General features: G+C 72.3%; 18 protein-coding genes. 12 read left to right on the top strand and 6 right to left on the bottom strand.

Annotated elements, in window-relative coordinates; all coding sequences use genetic code 11:
- Nucleotides 1-404 precede the first annotated feature (404 nt).
- Together ACIQWR_RS35500 and ACIQWR_RS35505 are read left to right on the top strand one after the other, a co-directional pair.
- Nucleotides 405-1,070 carry a molybdopterin-dependent oxidoreductase gene (locus tag ACIQWR_RS35500; RefSeq protein WP_404018669.1) on the top strand — a complete coding sequence of 222 codons (666 nt, stop codon included), beginning with the start codon at nucleotides 405-407 and terminating at the stop codon, nucleotides 1,068-1,070.
- Nucleotides 1,054-1,698 carry a cytochrome b/b6 domain-containing protein gene (locus ACIQWR_RS35505; RefSeq protein WP_404018406.1) on the top strand — a complete coding sequence of 215 codons (645 nt, stop codon included), beginning with the start codon at nucleotides 1,054-1,056 and terminating at the stop codon, nucleotides 1,696-1,698. The genes ACIQWR_RS35500 and ACIQWR_RS35505 overlap by 17 nt, the downstream gene beginning before the upstream one ends.
- A gap of 33 nt (nucleotides 1,699-1,731) precedes the next feature.
- On the opposite strand, the gene ACIQWR_RS35510 is transcribed toward ACIQWR_RS35505, so the two are convergent.
- Together ACIQWR_RS35510 and ACIQWR_RS35515 are read right to left on the bottom strand one after the other, a co-directional pair.
- Entirely contained in the window at nucleotides 1,732-3,300 is a 1,569-nt protein-coding gene (locus ACIQWR_RS35510; RefSeq protein ID WP_404018408.1) for a hypothetical protein, read from the bottom strand.
- Between the two features lie 138 nt (nucleotides 3,301-3,438).
- Nucleotides 3,439-3,633 carry a hypothetical protein gene (locus ACIQWR_RS35515; protein WP_385777032.1) on the bottom strand — a complete coding sequence of 65 codons (195 nt, stop codon included), beginning with the start codon at nucleotides 3,631-3,633 and terminating at the stop codon, nucleotides 3,439-3,441.
- A 288-nt stretch (nucleotides 3,634-3,921) separates the two neighbouring features.
- Between ACIQWR_RS35515 and ACIQWR_RS35520 the strand changes: the two genes are divergently transcribed.
- The gene (locus ACIQWR_RS35520) at nucleotides 3,922-4,902 is read left to right on the top strand and encodes a fibronectin type III domain-containing protein (protein ID WP_404018410.1); all 981 of its coding nucleotides are present in this window, start codon (nucleotides 3,922-3,924) and stop codon (nucleotides 4,900-4,902) included.
- Nucleotides 4,903-5,074: 172 nt separating this feature from the next.
- Nucleotides 5,075-7,099, top strand: a complete 2,025-nt coding sequence (locus ACIQWR_RS35525; protein WP_404018413.1) for an ATP-binding protein — start codon at nucleotides 5,075-5,077, stop codon at nucleotides 7,097-7,099.
- Between the two features lie 170 nt (nucleotides 7,100-7,269).
- Here the strand turns inward: ACIQWR_RS35525 and ACIQWR_RS35530 are convergent, their stop codons facing one another.
- Entirely contained in the window at nucleotides 7,270-7,455 is a 186-nt protein-coding gene (locus ACIQWR_RS35530; protein ID WP_330329229.1) for a DUF5999 family protein, read from the bottom strand.
- Nucleotides 7,456-7,610: 155 nt separating this feature from the next.
- Between ACIQWR_RS35530 and ACIQWR_RS35535 the strand changes: the two genes are divergently transcribed.
- Nucleotides 7,611-8,090: an SRPBCC family protein gene (locus tag ACIQWR_RS35535; protein ID WP_404018416.1), complete on the top strand. Its 480-nt coding sequence runs from the start codon at nucleotides 7,611-7,613 to the stop codon at nucleotides 8,088-8,090.
- On the opposite strand, the gene ACIQWR_RS35540 is transcribed toward ACIQWR_RS35535, so the two are convergent.
- Complete coding sequence (locus ACIQWR_RS35540) at nucleotides 8,087-9,316, bottom strand: acyl-CoA dehydrogenase family protein (protein ID WP_404018419.1); 1,230 nt, start codon at nucleotides 9,314-9,316, stop codon at nucleotides 8,087-8,089. The two genes, ACIQWR_RS35535 and ACIQWR_RS35540, sit on opposite strands and share 4 nt — an antisense overlap.
- A gap of 204 nt (nucleotides 9,317-9,520) precedes the next feature.
- Between ACIQWR_RS35540 and ACIQWR_RS35545 the strand changes: the two genes are divergently transcribed.
- Nucleotides 9,521-10,177 carry a TetR family transcriptional regulator gene (locus ACIQWR_RS35545; RefSeq protein WP_404018421.1) on the top strand — a complete coding sequence of 219 codons (657 nt, stop codon included), beginning with the start codon at nucleotides 9,521-9,523 and terminating at the stop codon, nucleotides 10,175-10,177.
- A gap of 47 nt (nucleotides 10,178-10,224) precedes the next feature.
- Here the strand turns inward: ACIQWR_RS35545 and def are convergent, their stop codons facing one another.
- A complete protein-coding gene (gene def, locus ACIQWR_RS35550) occupies nucleotides 10,225-10,773 on the bottom strand; it encodes a peptide deformylase (RefSeq protein WP_399258917.1) in 549 nt (182 codons plus the stop codon).
- 113 nt (nucleotides 10,774-10,886) lie between these two features.
- On the opposite strand from def, the gene ACIQWR_RS35555 reads away from it, so the two are divergent.
- From ACIQWR_RS35555 to ACIQWR_RS35580, 6 genes are all read left to right on the top strand, one after another.
- Nucleotides 10,887-12,125, top strand: coding sequence for a MurT ligase domain-containing protein (locus ACIQWR_RS35555; RefSeq protein WP_404018424.1), 1,239 nt, complete (start codon nucleotides 10,887-10,889; stop codon nucleotides 12,123-12,125).
- 20 nt (nucleotides 12,126-12,145) lie between these two features.
- Complete coding sequence (locus ACIQWR_RS35560; RefSeq protein WP_354381934.1) at nucleotides 12,146-12,874, top strand: glutamine amidotransferase; 729 nt, start codon at nucleotides 12,146-12,148, stop codon at nucleotides 12,872-12,874.
- 201 nt (nucleotides 12,875-13,075) lie between these two features.
- Nucleotides 13,076-14,104, top strand: a complete 1,029-nt coding sequence (locus tag ACIQWR_RS35565; protein ID WP_399258923.1) for a 6-phosphofructokinase — start codon at nucleotides 13,076-13,078, stop codon at nucleotides 14,102-14,104.
- A 92-nt stretch (nucleotides 14,105-14,196) separates the two neighbouring features.
- Entirely contained in the window at nucleotides 14,197-15,153 is a 957-nt protein-coding gene (locus ACIQWR_RS35570; RefSeq protein WP_404018427.1) for a cytochrome c oxidase assembly protein, read from the top strand.
- Nucleotides 15,154-15,185: 32 nt separating this feature from the next.
- Nucleotides 15,186-15,344: a hypothetical protein gene (locus ACIQWR_RS35575; RefSeq protein WP_385777015.1), complete on the top strand. Its 159-nt coding sequence runs from the start codon at nucleotides 15,186-15,188 to the stop codon at nucleotides 15,342-15,344.
- A 100-nt stretch (nucleotides 15,345-15,444) separates the two neighbouring features.
- Nucleotides 15,445-16,155, top strand: coding sequence for a lysophospholipid acyltransferase family protein (locus ACIQWR_RS35580; RefSeq protein ID WP_404018430.1), 711 nt, complete (start codon nucleotides 15,445-15,447; stop codon nucleotides 16,153-16,155).
- Nucleotides 16,156-16,219: 64 nt separating this feature from the next.
- On the opposite strand, the gene ACIQWR_RS35585 is transcribed toward ACIQWR_RS35580, so the two are convergent.
- The gene (locus ACIQWR_RS35585; RefSeq protein WP_404018672.1) at nucleotides 16,220-17,812 is read right to left on the bottom strand and encodes an alpha/beta hydrolase; all 1,593 of its coding nucleotides are present in this window, start codon (nucleotides 17,810-17,812) and stop codon (nucleotides 16,220-16,222) included.
- Nucleotides 17,813-17,987: the final 175 nt, after the last annotated feature.

A 17,987-nucleotide genomic window follows, 5' to 3' on the forward strand; every position in this document is an offset into this window, starting at 1 on the left:
GCGGCGCGGGTCCGGGCGGAGCCCGGGGCGGCCCGCCAGGGCCGTTGTCCCCTGCGGGGCTCCCGGGGCTCCGCCCCGGACCCCGCGCCTCAAACTCCCCCAGCTACCGCTGGGAGGGGCCCCCGGGCGAGGCTGGGTTCGGCTCCGCCCGGGCCAGCGCCTCAAACTCCCCCGGCGAGGCTGGAATGGCTCCGCCGGCTGGAGCGGGCCCGGGCAAGGTGTGACGGAATCCTGACGGCGGGCCGCCGACTCTGGTGCCCGGCGGGCGACGGTGGTCGAATCGCCGGGTGAGCACTGAACAGCACGCACGGGACCCCGAGCGCCCGGACCCCGAGGGCCCCGATCCGCAGGGCCCCGATCCGGACGGCCAGGGCTCCCCCGTCGGCCGCCGCGTGGTCCTGGGGATGGTCGGCCTCGGGGCCGTGGGCCTGGCCGCCGCCCCCTACCTCCAGCGCGGCTTCGAATCGGTCCTGGGGGCCACCGCCGACAAGGACCCCACCGGGATCACCTCCCTGCTGCCCAACGGCGGCGGCTTCCGCTACTACTCGGTGGCCTCCTCCGTCCCCCGGCGCGGCCCGCAGGACTACCGGCTCACCGTGGACGGCATGGTCGAGCGCCCGGCCACGTACACCCTGGACGATCTCGGTCGACTCCCGCAGACCCGGGTCGTGCGCGACGTGCAGTGCGTGACGGGCTGGCGGGTCCCGCACACCCCCTTCGAAGGGGTGCCGCTGTACCGGCTGCTGGACGCGGCCGGCGTCAGCCCGCAGGCCCGGGCCATCCGCTTCACCTGCTTCGACGGCGCGTACACCGAGAGCCTGACCCTGCCGCAGGCCCGGCGCGACGACGTACTGGTGGCCCTGCGCATGCAGGACCAGCCCCTCGGCCACACCCACGGCGGTCCGGTCAGGCTCTACGCCGCCCCCATGTACTTCTACAAGTCGGCGAAGTGGCTCTCCGGCATCACGGTGACCCGGGACGTGGAACCGGGTTACTGGGAACGCCTCGGCTACGACGTCGACGCCTGGGTCGGAAAGTCGAACGGACGCGACGATGCCCCTACCGTCTGAGACCGCCGCGGCGACCGCCGCCCCACGGGTGCGCCGGTTCGGCCGCTCCCAGCGCCTGGTGCACCGGGCCACCGGCGTCCTGATGGGCCTGTGCGTGGCCTCGGCCGCCTGCCTGTACCTCTCCCCGCTCGCCGAACTGGTCGGCCGCCGTCACCTCGTCGTCACCGTGCACGAGTGGTCCGGGCTGCTGCTCCCGGCGCCCTTCCTGCTGGGGCTGGCCTCGCGGGCCTTCCGCGGCGATCTGCGCCGGCTGGGCCGCTTCGGCCCGCACGACGGGACGTGGCTGCGGGCGGCGCTGCGCCGGGACCGGCGCAGCCCCCGGCCCGCCGGGAAGTTCAACGCCGGCCAGAAGGTGTACGCGAGCTGGCTGGCCGGAGCGGTCCTGGTGATGCTGGGGACCGGACTGCTCATGTGGGTGACGGGCTTCGCCCCGCTGCGCTGGCGGACGGCGGCCACCTTCGTCCACGACTGGCTGGCGCTCGCCCTGGGCGTGGTGCTCGCCGCTCACGTGGGCAAGGCGCTGGCCGATCCGGAGGCCCGGCGCGGCATGCGGACCGGATCGGTGGACCGGGACTGGGCCCGGCAGGAACACCCGCTGTGGCGGATCCCGAACGGCCGGGAGGACTGAGCGGGGGCGCGCCGCCGCCCCCCGCTCATCCCCTCAGCCGCCGTCGCGGACGGCCACGATGCCGTTGAAGACGCCGACGTACGCCGTGCCGTCGGGGCCGATGGTGATGGGCGCCCAGTTGTTGTCGTACAGCGGTCCGGTGCCGGTCAGTCGCCTCCAGCGGCGCTGGCCGGTGCGGAAGTCGACGGCGCTGAGGTACCAGGCGTCGATCCCCCAGGCGTTGGGTTCCTTCTCGTAGAAGTAGAGCAGGCCGTTGGCCGTGGAGAGCTTGGGCACGGTCGAGGGCGAGCGGATCCCGCTCTCCCACACGGTGTCGCAGCCGCTGCCGTCGGGCCGGACGTCTACCCGGCTCGCGCCGCCGACGACGCTCTTGCCGAGCAGCAGGGTGGTGAGGTTCTCGTAGCCGTAGTTGTTCTCGACGACGAGGCTGTTGCCCCAGCTGATCAGGGAGTTGTCGGTGGTGGAGGCGCCGGAGCGGAAGACCGGGACCGTGCAGACGAGCCGCCGGTCGGCCGGGACGTCGACGCCCCGCCGGTAGACGAGGACGTTCATCCGGTCGTCGGCGTTGTCGGTGATGGCGACGTAGCCGTCGCCGAAGAGGTCCGGGGTGGTGCCCGAACCCTGGTTCACGGAACCGGGTTTGGTGCCCGAGCCGCGGTCGTAGGTCTGGCGCCACTGCACCTGCGGGGTGCCGTCGGCCGTGGCGCGGAAGCTGTAGAGCGCGTGGTCGGAGACGATCGACACGCCGTCCTCGGCGACGGAGAAGGAGTTCTGGATCTCCTCGCCCGCCAGCCGGACGGAGCGCAGGGCCCCGGTCGCCGGGTCGAGGGTGCCGACGCGGCCCTGCCGGGTGACCCACCAGATGCGGCCCTGCCAGTCGGGCATCACCGAGGTGAGCGGATCGCAGGTGCCGCTGGGCCGCAGGTTGGTCCAGCTCGCGCAGTCGTGCGGGACCTGACCGGTGAGGTCCCAGTCGTCGTCGACGGTGAACTTCCAGCTGCCGTCCGGGCTCTGGCGGTGCGCGAGGCGCAGGACGTGCTGGCGGGAGTCGGCCAGCACCGCCCGGTCCTGGTCGTCCAGGTAGAAGTACGCGCCGCCCGAGGTGTCCTTGAATATCTTCGAGAAGTCGAGCGAGGTGATCGCCTCGACCGTCGAGGAGCGCTGCGGGAGCGGGTACTCGGCGAGCGTGGCGAGGGAGCGGGGGTCGAGCAGTTTGACCTTGAAGCCGGAGAAGGTGCCGCAGACCGTGACCAGGCGACCGCCCGCGTCGAAGGTGGCGGTGGCGCACTCGCCGCCGAGCGCGGCGATCTTCTCACTGGTGACCCTGGGGTTCCTGCCGAGCGGACCGGACCAGGGATAGGTGGCGCTGCCCGCCGCGTCGGCGTGCATCCCGCTGCGCCCGTTGGGCGCGAGGAAGGGGTGCTGGGGCGGGGCCTGGCCGGGCACCGGTTCGGCCGTCGCGGGGCTGCCGTCGTAGTGGCTGACCAGTCGGTGGCCGGGTGCCTGGGGTATCGCGTCGGCTCGCGCCGGGGAGATCCCGTACATCGCCACGACGACGGCGACGGCCGGAATCACCGCGCAGTTCAGCGCTCTTCGCACCATCCGGGCCTCCTCCTCTCTCCTGCGTCTGTCTTCCGTCCTGTTGACGGTGTGCCTGATATCGCGCCGCGGCCAGACAGTAGATCGGGCGACCGGAGGAGTCCATGCACGGGCGGGACGATTCGCACCGCGCGACGCCCGTCAGGGCCTGAGGTCGCCGACCACCTGCGCCGTGGCCGCGAGGCCGTTGTGGATGGTCGCGGCCATGCTGCTGCTCGCCAGGTAGAAGCCGAGCAGGACGCAGACCAGCGCGTGCGAGAACTTGAGGCCGCCACTGCGTACGAAGATCGACGCGAGGACGACGAGCAGGACGACCACGGAAAGCGAAATCACCATCGGGCACCTCCTTGTGCGCGGCGCCATGGTGGCGCAGCGAGCGGTGCCTTCGGGTGAAACGCGTGTCCGCCATACGGGTGTTGACCGTGTGTGACAGCGGTGGATCAGTGGTCGGCGTGCGTGCGGCCCGCGTCCGCGGATCGCCAAGCGGCTCCGGCGCCCGGGGTCTTGCCGCGGGGGCGCGGGGCGTGCCATATATGTCTAGACCTTTGCGGCGCCGATCGCGGCCCCCACCCGCCCCGGCCCCACCCGGACGGCGCCGCACCGACACCCCGTGAGGACGCCCCCTTGCGCCGCCCCGCCTCCCCCACCAGAACGACCTCCCCCGCCGGAACGGCCGCCCGCTGCCTGGCCGTCGCCGCCCTCGCCGCGCTCACCGCCTGCGGCTCCCCCGACACGCGGCCACCCGCGTCGCCCGCCGGGCTCACCGCCCAGGCGGGCAGCGCCACTTCCGTGCACGTGATGTGGCAATCCGCCGACGCGCGGGACGGTGTGACGCGGTATCAGATACTCCAGGCAGGGGCCGTGGTCCGGGAGGTCCCGGCGGAGAAGACGATGGTGGACCTCACCGGCCTGACTCCGACGACGGCGTACTCCTTCACCGTGCGGGCCGGGGACGCCGCCGGGAACCTCTCCGCCCCCAGCGCCGCGGCCACCGTCACCACAGGCGCCGCCAAGGCCGAGGACCACCGGCCGCCGACGACCCCGACGCGCGCGTCCGGCCACCCGGACGGCGCCCGCGCCGCCGTCCTGACCTGGGCCCCCGCCACCGACGACACGGGCGTGACGGCCTACGACGTCTACCAGGGCGGGGTGCGCATCCACACCGCCGGCGCCACGGAGACCAGCACCCGGCTGACGGGCCTGCAGCCGGACACCGTCTACACCTTCACCGTGCGCGCCCGCGACGGCGCCGACAACTCCTCGCCCGACAGCCCGCCGGTGGACGTCACCACCGCCACCGCCACGGGCAAGGGCCCGAGCACGGCGCCCGCCGACTTCACCGCGACCGCTTCGCCCGGTTCCGTCGCCCTGTCCTGGAACCCGCCCGACACCGGGCGGCCCACCGCCGAGTACCAGCTGTACGTCAACGAACAGCCCACGACCATCATCCAGTTCGGTACGGGCGCGGTGCCCGCGGGACGGGCCGAGTACCGGCTCAGCGTCGCCGAACCGGCCGGTACGGTCTGGTCCCTGAAGCTGCGCGCACGGCTGCCCGACGGCAACTGGGGGTCCTTCTCGGCGGAGCGCCGGGTGCCGCTCGGCTGAGCCCCCGCGGCCGCGCGGGCCCCCACGGCCGCACGTGATCTTCCGCGATCTTCACCGAACGGCACTGCCACGAACGCGGATCGCGCACAATACTTCCGTGTTCGGTGAGTACTCGATCAACAGCGGTCAGTCCGGTCCGTCGGGCGGCGACCCTCGGCCAGACTCTGCCTCCGTGCCGGGGAACCTGCCGCCGGAGACGGCGGCGCTCGTGGGCCGGGGGCCCGAACTCGACCTCATAAAGGCGCTGTTGCGCGAGCGCAGATTGACCACCCTGACCGGCGTCGGAGGCGTCGGCAAGTCCCGGCTGGCCCTGCGCGCCCTGCACGCGCTGCCCCCGGGACACCGCGACGGCGTCTGGTGGGTGGAGCTGTCGCCCCTGCGCGATCCGGAGCTGCTCACCTCCACCGTCGCCCACGCCCTGGGGCTCTCCGACCACTCCGCGCGCTCCCCCGACGAGGAGCTCTGCGCCTGGATGGCGGACAAGGAGCTGCTCCTGGTCCTCGACACCGCCGAACACCTGGTGGCCGCCTGCCGCCACCTGGTGGGCGAACTCCTCCAGTCCGCCCCGGGCCTGACCGTGCTGGTCACCTCCCGCGAACCACTGGGGTCCCCCGGCGAGATGCTGGTCGAGGTCCGCCCGCTGCCCGCCGAGGGACCCGACAGCGACGCCCTCGCGCTCTTTCGCCAACGCGCCCTGGCCGCCGCGCCGGAGACCGCGGCCGTCTTCGCCGATCCCCGGCGGGCCGCCATCGCCGCCGAGGTCTGCCGCCGCCTGGACGGGATTCCGCTCGCCCTGGAACTCGCCGGCGCCCGGCTGCGGTTGTGGAGCCTGGAGGAGATGGCCCAGCGCCTGGACGCGCGGTTCGACGTGCTGTCCGACCCCCTGACCGCACTCCAACCGCGGCACCGGACCATGCGGACGGCGATCGGCTGGAGCCACGAGCTGTGCGCGCCGGTGGAGCGGCTGCTGTGGGCACGGCTGTCGGTCTTCGCCGGGGACTTCGACCTGACGGCCGCCCGGGCGGTGTGCTCGGGCGGGCCGCTGCCGCCGGCCCGGGTCGAGCGGGTGCTGGCCGCGCTGGTCGCGAAGTCGGTGGTGCGGCGCACCGAGGAGCGGGGCAGCGGGGCCCGCTACCGGATGCTGGACACGATCCGCGAGTACGGGCACGACTGGCTGATCGAGCTCGACGAGGTGCGTACGCTCGCCGACCGGCACGCCCACTGGTACGCGGCCCTCGCCCGGGCCGCCGACGCCGGCTGGCTCGGCCCGGGCCAGGTCGACTGGTACCGCAGGATGACCGCCGAACACGCACAGCTGCGCACCGCCCTGGAGCACCTGCTGGGCACCGACCGGGCGACGGCCCTGGAGATGGCCGGGGCGCTGTGGTTCTTCTGGTTCTCCTGCGGGCACACGCACGAGGGCCGCGGCTTCCTGGAGCGGGCGCTCCAGGGGACCCCGAGGGCCGGGACGGCGCACTTCCAGGCGCTCTGGGCGCTCGGGCTCACCGCCATGCTGCAGGGCGAGATGCCGGCCGCCCAGGCGCTGGGCGCGCAGTGCGTCGAGGCGGCCGTCCACCTGGCGGACCCCGAACCGGAGCTGCGGGCCGCGTACCTGCTGTCGGTGTCCCTGCTGATGCCCGGGGATCCGCAGCGGGCGCTGGAGCTGGCCGGTCCGCGGGCCCGGGCCGGGCACGGCGGGCGCACCAGCGGCCCGGGCTGGCTGCTGTGCCGGCTGTCGGCCTCGTACGCGCTGTGCGACCTGGGCAGGTTCGAGGAGGCGGCCGAGGAGGCCCGGGGGCTGGGCGAGGCCTGTGCGGAGCTGGGCGACCGCTGGCTGCGCGCCTACGCCGATTACGTCCTGGCGGTGGCGGCGCTCGGGCTCGGCCACCACGGGGAGGCGGCCCGGCACGTGCGGGCGATGCTCTCGGGCAAACGGCTGCTGGGCGACCGGCTGGGGATCGCGCTGGGCCTGGACGTGCTGGCCGCCGCGGTCGCGGGGCTGGGCGACGGGGAACTGGCGGCGCGGCTGCTGGGCACCGGCCAGGCGTGGTGGCGGACGGTCGGCCACCCCCAGATGGGCGGCTCGCCCTCGCTGCTGGCCCTGCGGGACGAGGGCGAGCGGCGCGCGCGGGCGGCGATCGGGGACGAGGCCTACGAGGACGCCTTCCGCGGCGGCGCGGCGGCGCCCACCGGCTGAGCGCCGACGCCCCCCGAGCGGGCATCGGCGGCCCGGCGGCGGGCGCGGGCGGCTCGCACGGGCGTCAGTACGGCAGGGGCCGGCCGGACGGGGTGCGCAGGTCGAGGTCGCGGGGGGCGGGCTTCGGGACGGGCTTGCGGATCAGCTGCTGGCGCATGCTGCCTCCTCGCTCAGACCAGGGCCGGTCGGCGGGGAGCCACCGTACGGCCGTCGGGGAGCAGTTCACCGGTGTCGTCGAAGACCACGGCGCCATTGCACAGCAGGCTCCAGCCCTGTTCGGGATGGAAGGCGACCGTGCGTGCGGCGTCGTGATCGGCGCTGTCAGCGGTCGGGCAGGGGGGCTGGTGGGAGCACATGGCGCACCTCATCGCAGGGTGGGGCGGGAGGGCCGATGGTCAACCGGTCGATTCCGCGATCCACGGTGGCGAGGAGTATTACCGATCACCGCCCCCGGACGGAACCCATATTCGAGGTCCAGTTCAGGATGTGTATGCCCGATTACGATGCGCTCATGCCCGTTATCCGGATCCTGCGCCGCACGCCGCTGCCCGCCGCCGAGGCGTGGCGCAGGCTCACCGACTGGGAACGCCATGGTGCGCGGGTGCCGCTGACCCGGACCGTGATCACGACGGCGCCGCCGACGGGCGTCGGAACCCGTTTCACGGCCCGTACGGGTGTGGCCGGGGTCACATTCGACGACCCCATGGAAGTGACCCTCTGGCGGCCCCCCACGGAGGGCGGCGCGGGCACCGTCCGACTGGAGAAGCTCGGGGGCGTGGTGCGGGGCTGGGCGGAGATCGAGGTCCGCCCGCTGCCGACGGGCGGCGCGGAGGTCCGTTGGCACGAGGAACTGCGCCTGCGGGCCGCGCCCCGCCTGCTCGATGCGGCGGTCGCCGCGGCCGGCCGCCACCTCTTCGGGCGCGTGATCGATTCCCTGCTGCGGGACGGGTCCCGCAGCAGGGGCGACAGCGGCGCGGAACGGAACCGCTAGCGGATCGGCATGTCCGAGAGGGTCCGCGCGATCACCAGGCGCTGGATCTCGCTCGTGCCCTCGAAGATCGTGTAGATCGCGCTGTCCCGGTGCATCCGCTCCACCGGGTACTCGCGGGTGAAGCCGTTGCCGCCGAGGATCTGCACGGCCTGTGCGGTGACCTTCTTGGCGACCTCGCTCGCGAAGAGCTTCGACATCGAGCCCTCCGCCGAGGTGAAGGGCTTGCCGGCGACCGCCATCCACGACGCCCGCCACACCAGCAGCCGGGCCGCGTCGATGGAGGTGCGCATGTCGGCGAGCTGGAAGGCCACGCCCTGGTTGTCGATGATCGGGCGGCCGAACTGGGTGCGGGTCTTCGCGTAGTCCAGGGCCACCTCGTACGCCGCCCGCGCCGTGCCGACCGCCATCGCGCCGACGGCGGGCCGGGAGGCCTCGAAGGTGGCCATGGCCGCGTTCTTCACGCGCTCCCCGCCGCCGCTGCGGGCCCGCTCGTGGGCCCGGGCGAGCCGCTCGTCCAGCTTCTCCTTGCCGCCGAGCAGGCAGGAACCGGGGATCCGGACGTCCTCCAGCACCACCTCGGCGGTGTGCGAGGCGCGGATGCCGTGCTTCTTGAACTTCTGGCCCTGGGACAGGCCCGGGGTGTTCGGCGGCACGATGAAGGAGGCGTGCCCCTTGGTGCCGAGCTCCGGGTCGACCACGGCGACGACGATGTGGACGTTGGCGATGCCGCCGTTGGTCGCCCAGGTCTTGGTGCCGTTCAGCACCCACTCGTCCTTGGCCTGGTCGTAGACGGCCCGGGTGCGCATCGAGCCGACGTCGGAGCCGGCGTCCGGCTCGGAGGAGCAGAAGGCGGCGACCTTCACGTCGTCCGGGGTGCCGTACATCTGGGGTATCCAGGTGCCGATCTGCTCCTCGGTGCCGTTGGCCACGACGCCGATGGCGGCGAGCCCGGTGCCGACGATCGACAGGGCGATGCCCGCGTCGCCCCAGAACAGCTCCTCCATGGCCATCGGGATGCCGAGGCCGGTCGGGTCGAAGAACTGCTGCGCGTAGAAGTCGAGGGAGTAGATGCCGACCTTCGCGGCCTCCTGGATGACGGGCCAGGGAGTCTCTTCGCGCTCGTCCCATTCCGCGGCGGCGGGCCGGATCACGTCGGCGGCGAAGCCGTGGATCCAGTCGCGCACCTGCTTCTGGTCCTCGCTCAGATCCATGGTGAACTCCGCCATGTCGTCCCCTCCAGCTGCGCTTGTCGAGCCCATGACGTTACTCGCGGTAACATCGAACAGTGAGCACAGTGTGTTACTGACGGGTAGCCACTGTCAACCAGCAGCCTCCGTCCACCACCGCCGCCGATTCGACCGACCGGGTGTGCGGGGTGTTACGTTGCGTGGGCGTCGAGCACATCGCAAGGGCGGGGAGAGAAACACGTCATGGAGACCACGCGGCAGGCCGGCCCGGCGGGCGGCCAACAAGGATCGTCCGAACACCGGCGGCGGGAGCTGCTCGAAGCGGCCGACCGCGTCGTCCTGAGGGACGGCCCCCGGGCCTCCATGAACGCCATCGCGGCCGAGGCGGGCATCACCAAGCCCATCCTCTACCGGCACTTCGGCGACAAGGCGGGCCTCTACCAGGCCCTCGCCGTCCGCCACACCGACGCGCTCCTGGAATCCCTGCGCGCCGCGCTGGACGCACCGGCCGAGCGTCGGCGCCGGGTCGAGGCCACCCTCGACACCTACCTCGCCGCCATCGAGGCGCGCCCGCAGGTATACCGGTTCCTGATGCACCCGGCCGAGGACCCGCAGACCGCCGAGCGCGGTTTCGACGTCGGCCTGCACTCGGCGCCGCTGCTGCGCCGCCTCGGCGAGGAGCTGGCCGAGGTCATCGCGGAGCGGGTGGACCTGGGCCCCGGCGGGGACCGGCTGGCGCGGGTGTGGGGCCACGGGATCGTCGGCATGATGCACGCGGCCGGCGACTGGTGGCTCGGCGAGCGCCCCTGCGACCGCGCCGAGTTGGTCAGCGACCTGGTCGACCTGCTCTGGGGCCGGCTGGCGACCGCGGGCAACCGCCCGGACGGCCCCGGCTTCTGACCAACCCGCGGCGCGGGGGCCCGTACCCCCGGCGGGCGCGGGGGCGCTCAGGAGGCGGGAGCGGACCAGGGCGCCCGGCGGATCGCGCGGCGCAGGCGGCGCAGGCGCAGGCCGGTCACCCGGTCCGCGTACACGCCGCCCTCCAGGTGGTCGCACTCGTGCTGGAGACAGCGGGCGAAGAACCCGGTGCCGGAGATCCGCACCGGCGCGCCGTCCGAGGTGACCCCTTCGACCACCGCGTGGTCGAAGCGGACCGTCCCGGCCTCCAGGCCGGGCAGCGACAGGCAGCCCTCGGGGCCGACCAGCTCCAGGCCGTCGGCCTCGACGAGGCGCGGGTTCACCACGTGGCCGACGTGGCGCACGTCCTCGTCGTCGGGGCAGTCGTAGACGAAGACCCGCAGGTTCACGCCGATCTGGTTCGCGGCCAGGCCCACGCCCTCCGCCGCGTACATCGTGGCGAACATGTCCTCGATGAGCCGGTCGAGGGCCGGACCGAAGTCGGTGACCTCCGCGCAGGCGGAGTGGAGCACCGGATCGCCGAGCAGGCTCATGGTGCGGACGAGGCCTGAATTGCCGGGGATCGGACGCTGTCGCATGGCGATAAGGGTACGCGGAGCGACTATATGAGCGATTCAGTGGGCGCCGCGGTCAGGGCTCCCACCGGTTCTGGATAGGCTGGGGCCGACCGACGCAAGGAGGACGAGGGACGATGGCAGGCAACACAGAGCCGCTTTCGCCGCGGGCCAAGCTGGCCGTGACGGCGGGCAAGGCCGCGGCGGCGGTGTCGCGGGCCGCGGGACGCGGAAGCGGATCGGTGATCGGAGGCAAGGTCGCGCTCAGGCTCGATCCCGATCTTCTCGGCGCGCTGGCACAGCATCTCGATGTCGTCCTCGTGTCGGCAACGAACGGCAAGACGACGACGACCCGGCTGATCGCGGAGGCCCTGCGCGCCAGCGGGCCCGTGGTGTCCAACGCGCTGGGCGCCAACATGCCCGCGGGCATCACGTCGGCGCTGGCCGGCGGCAGCGACGCCAAGTACGGCGTGATCGAGGTCGACGAGAAGTACCTCGCGGGCGTGGCCCGGGACGTGACGCCGAAGGTGATCGCGCTCCTGAACCTCAGCCGCGACCAGCTGGACCGCGCCGCGGAGACCCGCATGCTCGCGGAGAAGTGGCGCGAGGGGCTCCAGGGCTCCAAGGCGGTCATCATCGCGAACTGCGACGACCCGCTGATCGTGTGGTCCGCGTCCTCGTCGCAGAACGTGGTGTGGGTCGCGGCCGGCCAGGAGTGGAAGGACGACGCCTGGTCGTGCCCCTCCTGCGGCGGCGTCATGCAGCGCCCGGGCGACGACTGGTTCTGCGGCGAGTGCGGCTTCCGCCGCCCCAGCCCGACCTGGGTGCTCAGCGGCGACCACGTGATCGACCCGCACGGCAGCGCCTGGCCGATCCACCTCCAGCTGCCGGGCCGCGCCAACAAGGCGAACGCCGCCACCTCTGCCGCCGTCGCCGCCGTCTTCGGGGTTCCCCCGCAGGTGGCCCTGGAGCGCATGTACCAGGTGCAGGCCGTGGCCGGCCGCTACGACGTGGTCTCCTTCCAGGGCCGCGAGCTGCGCCTGCTGCTCGCGAAGAACCCCGCGGGCTGGCTCGAAACGTTTTCTCTGATCGACCCGCCGCCCACGCCGGTGATCCTTTCGGTCAACGCGCGCGGCGCCGACGGCACCGACACCTCCTGGCTGTGGGACGTGGACTACCCGCGCCTCGCCGGTCACCCGATCTTCGTGATCGGTGACCGCAAGCTCGACCTCGCGGTCCGCCTGGAGGTCGCGGGTCTGGACTTCCGCGTCTGCGAGACCCTCGACGAGGCCGTCCAGTTGGCACCGCCCGGCCAGATCGAGCTGATCGCCAACTACACCGCCTTCCAGGACGTGCGCCGCCGCGTCGGCAACTAGTACCCATAAAGGACAAGAGCATGAGCGACAACAGCCTGCGTCTGGTGTGGGTCTACCCCGACCTGCTCAGCACGTACGGAGACCAGGGCAACGCCCTGGTCGTGGAGCGCCGGGCGCGCCTGCGCGGTCTGGACGTCCAGCGCGTCGACGTCCGCAGCGACCAGCCGATCCCGACCTCGGGCGACATCTACCTCATCGGCGGCGGCGAGGACCGGCCCCAGCGACTGGCCGCGGAGCGGCTGGTGCGCGACGGCGGCCTGGAGCGCGCCGTCTCGAACGGGGCGATCGTCTTCTCCGTCTGCGCCGGCTACCAGATCCTCGGCCAGGAGTTCGTCAACGACATGGGCGAGCGCCAGCAGGGCCTCGGCCTGCTGGACGTGGTCACCGTGCGCGGCGAGGGCGAGCGCTGCGTGGGCGACGTCCTCGGCGACATCGACCCGCGGCTCGGCCTGCCGCAGCTGACGGGCTTCGAGAACCATCAGGGCGTCACGCACCTCGGTCCGACCGCCCGCCCGTTCGCCCGCGTCAGCATGGGCCGCGGCAACGGCACGGGCGACGGCACGGAGGGCGCGTACAACGACACCGTGTTCGGCACCTACATGCACGGCCCGGTGATGGCCCGCAACCCGCTGATCGCGGACCTGCTGCTGAAGCTGGCCCTCGACGTGAACGCGCTGCCGCCGGTCGACGACCGGTGGTACGAGGCGCTGCGCGCGGAGCGCATCGCCTCGGCGACGCAGCCCGCCTAGGCCCTCCGACCCGGAGCGCCACCACCCCGTCCGGCCCGGATTCCCCTTGGGGGATCCGGGCCGACGTGCGTTCGTACGACTGATCTGACCAGCATGTGGAGGATGGTTCAGTCCGGCCGGGATCCGCTTGTAGGGTGGCGGTAGTTCCAACCGGACGACGTGGTCCGGTCATCGGCCCACGTTGCAAAGGTCCTGCCTGCCATGCGCATTGGTGTGCTCACTTCCGGAGGCGACTGCCCCGGCCTGAATGCCGTCATCCGCTCCGTCGTACACCGCGCCGTCGTCGACCACGGCGACGAGGTCATCGGTTTCCTCGACGGCTGGAAGGGCCTCCTGGAGGGCGACTACCGCAAGCTGGACCTGGACGCCGTGAGCGGCATCCTGGCCCGCGGCGGCACCATCCTCGGCTCCTCCCGGGTCCAGCCCGCGCACCTGCGCGGCGGGGTCGAGACGGCCCGCGGCCACGTCGCGGACCTCGGACTCGACGCGATCATCCCGATCGGCGGCGAGGGCACGCTGAAGGCGGCCCACCTGCTCTCGGAGGCCGGACTGCCGATCGTCGGCGTGCCGAAGACCATCGACAACGACATCTCCTCGACCGACGTCACCTTCGGCTTCGACACGGCCGTGGGGGTGGCCACCGAGGCCCTCGACCGGCTCAAGACCACCGCCGAATCGCACCAGCGCGTGATGGTCGTCGAGGTCATGGGCCGGCACACCGGCTGGATCGCGCTGCACTCGGGCATGGCCGCGGGCGCCCACGCGATCGTCGTGCCGGAGCGGCCCTTCGACATCGACGAGCTGACGGCCATCGTCGGCGAGCGGTTCTCGGCGGGCAAGCGGTTCGCGATCGTCGTGGTCGCCGAGGGCGCCAAGCCCGCGGAGGGCTCCTCCATGTCCTTCGAGCAGGGCGGCACCGACATCTACGGCCACGAGCGCTTCGCCGGGATCGGCAACCGGCTCGCGGTCGAGCTGGAGGACCGCCTCGGCAAGGAGGCCCGTCCGGTGATCCTGGGCCACGTCCAGCGCGGCGGCACGCCGACGGCGTACGACCGGGTGCTCGCCACCCGCTTCGGCTGGCACGCGGTGGAGGCCGCCCACCGGGGCGAGTTCGGCATGCTGACGGCCCTGCGCGGCACCGACATCGTGATGGTCCCGCTGGGCGAGGCCACCCAGACGCTCAAGACGGTCCCGGCCGAGCGGTACGCGGAGGCGGAGACCGTTCTGTGATCTTTCCCCCCTTCTGACCCCGCCCCCGGACGCAGCCGCGACCGGGGGCGGCACTACTGTGGTGGGGCACCACAGGTCAAGGGAGTACACGCATGAACTTTCTCGCGCACGACGGCATGGATATGGGTGGCCTGCCGCCGTTCACCCTCGGGCGCGGGCTGGAGTTCTCGTTCGACGCGTTCTTCCTGTTCGGCTCCCTGATCGGGCTCGGCCTCTACCTGTGGGGCGTGTTGCGCCTGCGCGGGCGCGGCGACGCCTGGCCCGTGGGCCGGACGGTGGCCTTCACCATCGGCGTGCTCACCGTGATGCTGATGATGTGCACCAAGCTGAACGACTACGGCATGGTCATGTTCAGCGTGCACATGGTCCAGCACATGGTCATCAGCATGCTGACCCCGATCCTGCTGCTGCTCGGTGCGCCGGTCACGCTGGCCCTGCGCGCGCTGGCGCCCGCGGCCCGCGGCCACAAGGGCCCGCGCGAGCTGCTGCTGATGCTCCTGCACAGCCGCTACATGAAGGTGATCACCCACCCGGTCTTCACCATCCCCATGTTCATCGCCAGCCTCTACGGCCTGTACTTCACCCCGCTCTTCGACTTCCTGATGGAGTCCAAGGCCGGGCACATCGCGATGATGGTGCACTTCCTCGCCGTCGGCCTGATCTTCTTCTGGCCGATCATGGGCGTGGACCCGGGCCCGCACCGCCCCGGCTACGTGATGCGGATGCTGGAACTCTTCGCCGGCATGCCCTTCCACGCCTTCTTCGGCATCGCGCTGATGATGGCGAGCGAGCCGATGATCAAGACGTACTCCAGCCCGTCCGCGAGCCTCGGCATCGACCCGCTGCTCGACCAGCAGTGGGGCGGCGGCATCGCCTGGGCGTTCAGCGAGATCCCCTCCGTGCTGGTCCTGATCGCGCTGGTCTTCCAGTGGTACCACTCCGAGCAGCGGGCCGCGAAGCGCTCCGACCGGGCGGCCGACCGGGACGGCGACAAGGAGCTGGCGGCGTACAACGCATATCTGGCCTCCCTCCAAGCGCGTGGACAGTAGCGCCGGGGCCCCCGGGCGCGCCACCATGGGGCATGACCGGATCTGTGAAGGCGATGGCCGTCATGACCTGTGCCGCGCTGGTGGCGGTGGCGGGGTACTCGGTGGCCCTCGGCAGTAATGGGTGGCTGTGGTTCGGGTGGGTCCTCCTGGGACTGCTCACGGCCGCGATGGCCGTCTCGCGCAACACCTGAGCCGTCCCGTCAGCGGGCTGCCCCGCACCCGCCTCTGCCGTCCGGCAGCTGACTGTCCGTAGGATGGCGGTCACCGCAGGACGTCGACGGGAGCGGCCGCATGTTCTACCACCTGCTCAAACACGTGCTCCTCGGACCCCTGCTGCGCCTGTTGTTCCGGCCGCGGATCGAGGGCATGGAACACATTCCGTCCGAGGGCGCCGCCATCGTGGCGGGCAACCACCTGTCCTTCTCGGACCATTTCCTGATGCCCGCCGTCCTGGGGCGCCGGATCACCTTCCTCGCGAAGGCCGAGTACTTCACCGGACCCGGCCTCAAGGGGCGGCTCACCGCCGCCTTCTTCCGCAGCGCGGGCCAGATCCCGGTCGACCGCACCGGCAAGGACGCGGGCCGGGCGGCCCTGCGCGAGGGGCTGGGGGTACTGGCCAAGGGCGAGCTGCTGGGCATCTACCCGGAGGGCACCCGTTCGCACGACGGGCGGCTCTACAAGGGGAAGGTGGGCGTGGCCGCGATGGCGCTCGGCGCGGGGGTGCCCGTCGTCCCCTGCGCGATGGTCGGCACCTTCGAGATCCAGCCGCCGGGACAGAAGATCCCCAAGATCCGACGGGTGACGATCCGCTTCGGCGCGCCGCTGGAGTTCAGCCGGTACGCCGGGATGGAGAACGAGCGCGTCGTGCTGCGCGCCGTCACCGACGAGATCATGTACGCCGTCCTCGGCCTGTCCGGTCAGGAGTACGTCGACCGGTACGCCGCCGAGGTCAAGGCCGAGGCGGAGGAGACGCGGAAGAAGGCCCGGCGCACGGGGCGCTGAGCCTTCTCCACGGATCACCGTCCGTCCGGTCAGCCCGGGGGCGGACCGGACGGACCGCTCGTCCCTATCGGACGGCCGGGAGCTCCTCCAGCGCAGGCAGGTCGGACGCCGCGCTCTTGGCGAGCGACTTCGCGGCGGCCGGGGCCGGGGCGACGGGAGTGGCGTGCGGACCGCACTTCACGTCCTTGGCGTCGACCTTGCCGGTGAGCAGGTAGGTGTCCACCCGGGTGTTGATGCAGGGGTTCACCAGGCTGGTCACACCGTGCGAGCCCGCGCTCTGCTCGGTGATCAGGCGCGAGCCGGCGAGCCGCTTGTGCAGCGAGACCGCGCCCTCGTACGGCGTGGCCGCGTCCCGCTCGGACTGGACGATCAGCACCGGCGGCAGACCGCGCTTGGCACCGACCTCGATCGGAGTGGACTGCTTGGCCTTCCAGGTCGCGCACGGGAGGTTCATCCACGCGTTGGACCAGGTCAGGAAGGGGTACTTCTCGTGCAGCTTGCTGTTGTCGCGGTCCCACTTGGCCCAGCTGGTGGGCCACTTGGCGTCCGCGCACTCGACGGCGGTGTAGACGGCGTTGCCGTTCTCCGCCGTCGCGTTGCCCTTGGTGTCGGACATGTCCGGGGCGATCGCGTCGACGAGCGCCTGCGTGTCACCGGCGACGTACGCGGCGAAGGTCGTCGCGACCGGCACCCACGAGGAGTCGTAGTACGGGGCGCTCTGGAAGAAGCCGATCAGCTCCGCGGGACCGACGACCCCACCGATCGGGTTGGCCTTGGCCTTGGCGCGCAGCGCCTCGTACTGGGCCTGGACCTTGGCGCGGGTGTCACCGAGGTGGAAGGACGCGTCGTTCTTGGCGACCCAGTCCTGCCAGTCGTTCCAGCGGCCCTGGAAGGCCACGTCCTGGCCGAGGTTGGCCTCGTACCAGATGTTGTCCTGGTCCGGGTTGACCACGGAGTCGACGATCATGCGGCGCACGTGGGTCGGGAAGAGGGTCGCGTAGACCCCGCCCAGGTAGGTGCCGTAGGAGACGCCGAGGTAGTTCAGCTTCTTCTCGCCGAGGGCGGCGCGGATGACGTCGAGGTCGCGCGCGGTGTTCGGCGTGGTCATCTGCGGCAGCATCTCGCCGCTGCGCGCCTTGCAGCCGTCCGCGTACTCGGCGGCCAGCTTGCGCTGCGCGTTCTTGTCGGCGACCGAGTCGGGGACCGGGTCGGCCTTGGGGGCCTTGACGAACTCCTGCGGGTCGATGCAGGAGATCGGCGCGGAGTGGCCGACGCCGCGGGGGTCGAAGCCCACGAAGTCGTACGCCTTGGAGGTGTTGACCCACAGCGGGCTCTTGGTCGTGACACGGCGCGGGAAGCGCATGCCGGAGCCGCCGGGACCACCGGGGTTGTAGATCAGGGCGCCCTGGCGCTCCTGCGGGGTGCCCGTGCTGCCGATCCGGTCGACCGCGAGGTCGATGGTCTTGCCGAACGGCTTGGCGTAGTCGAGCGGGACCTTGACGTAGCCGCACTGGATCGGGGCTTCGAAGCCCCAGTCGGCCGGACAGGCCTTCCAGTCGATCCCGGCGTGCGCCGCGCGGGCGGCGGCGATCTCGACGCCCACCGACTCCGGGACCCCGTAGGACCGGTTGTCGGAGGCGGCGGCGGGTGTGGCCATGACGAGGCCGGCCGTGAGCGTACCGGCGATCAGAGCGGCAGCGCTCCCCAGCGCTGCGTTGCGTATCACGTGGTTGTTCCCCCTGCGTCAGGTGCCGCCGTGGGCGGCCGACTTCGGACGACGTGCAGGGGGATCTTCGCGCCTGACCTATACGCGACAACAGAGCGCGGTCGGG

This window comes from Streptomyces sp. NPDC098789, assembly GCF_044759975.1.
Classification (GTDB): domain Bacteria; phylum Actinomycetota; class Actinomycetes; order Streptomycetales; family Streptomycetaceae; genus Streptomyces.

Coding starts and splice junctions, on each gene's coding strand:
- ACIQWR_RS35515 (WP_385777032.1), bottom strand. CDS start 3,633: ATGGTGATTTCGCTTTCCGTGGTCGTCCTGCTCGTCGTCCTCGCGTCG.
- ACIQWR_RS35565 (WP_399258923.1), top strand. CDS start 13,076: ATGCGCATTGGTGTGCTCACTTCCGGAGGCGACTGCCCCGGCCTGAAT.
- ACIQWR_RS35560 (WP_354381934.1), top strand. CDS start 12,146: ATGAGCGACAACAGCCTGCGTCTGGTGTGGGTCTACCCCGACCTGCTC.
- ACIQWR_RS35580 (WP_404018430.1), top strand. CDS start 15,445: ATGTTCTACCACCTGCTCAAACACGTGCTCCTCGGACCCCTGCTGCGC.
- ACIQWR_RS35530 (WP_330329229.1), bottom strand. CDS start 7,455: ATGTGCTCCCACCAGCCCCCCTGCCCGACCGCTGACAGCGCCGATCAC.
- def (WP_399258917.1), bottom strand. CDS start 10,773: ATGCGACAGCGTCCGATCCCCGGCAATTCAGGCCTCGTCCGCACCATG.
- ACIQWR_RS35570 (WP_404018427.1), top strand. CDS start 14,197: ATGAACTTTCTCGCGCACGACGGCATGGATATGGGTGGCCTGCCGCCG.
- ACIQWR_RS35500 (WP_404018669.1), top strand. CDS start 405: ATGGTCGGCCTCGGGGCCGTGGGCCTGGCCGCCGCCCCCTACCTCCAG.
- ACIQWR_RS35510 (WP_404018408.1), bottom strand. CDS start 3,300: ATGGTGCGAAGAGCGCTGAACTGCGCGGTGATTCCGGCCGTCGCCGTC.
- ACIQWR_RS35540 (WP_404018419.1), bottom strand. CDS start 9,316: ATGGCGGAGTTCACCATGGATCTGAGCGAGGACCAGAAGCAGGTGCGC.
- ACIQWR_RS35585 (WP_404018672.1), bottom strand. CDS start 17,812: ATGGCCACACCCGCCGCCGCCTCCGACAACCGGTCCTACGGGGTCCCG.
- ACIQWR_RS35575 (WP_385777015.1), top strand. CDS start 15,186: ATGACCGGATCTGTGAAGGCGATGGCCGTCATGACCTGTGCCGCGCTG.
- ACIQWR_RS35505 (WP_404018406.1), top strand. CDS start 1,054: ATGCCCCTACCGTCTGAGACCGCCGCGGCGACCGCCGCCCCACGGGTG.
- ACIQWR_RS35555 (WP_404018424.1), top strand. CDS start 10,887: ATGGCAGGCAACACAGAGCCGCTTTCGCCGCGGGCCAAGCTGGCCGTG.
- ACIQWR_RS35535 (WP_404018416.1), top strand. CDS start 7,611: ATGCCCGTTATCCGGATCCTGCGCCGCACGCCGCTGCCCGCCGCCGAG.
- ACIQWR_RS35545 (WP_404018421.1), top strand. CDS start 9,521: ATGGAGACCACGCGGCAGGCCGGCCCGGCGGGCGGCCAACAAGGATCG.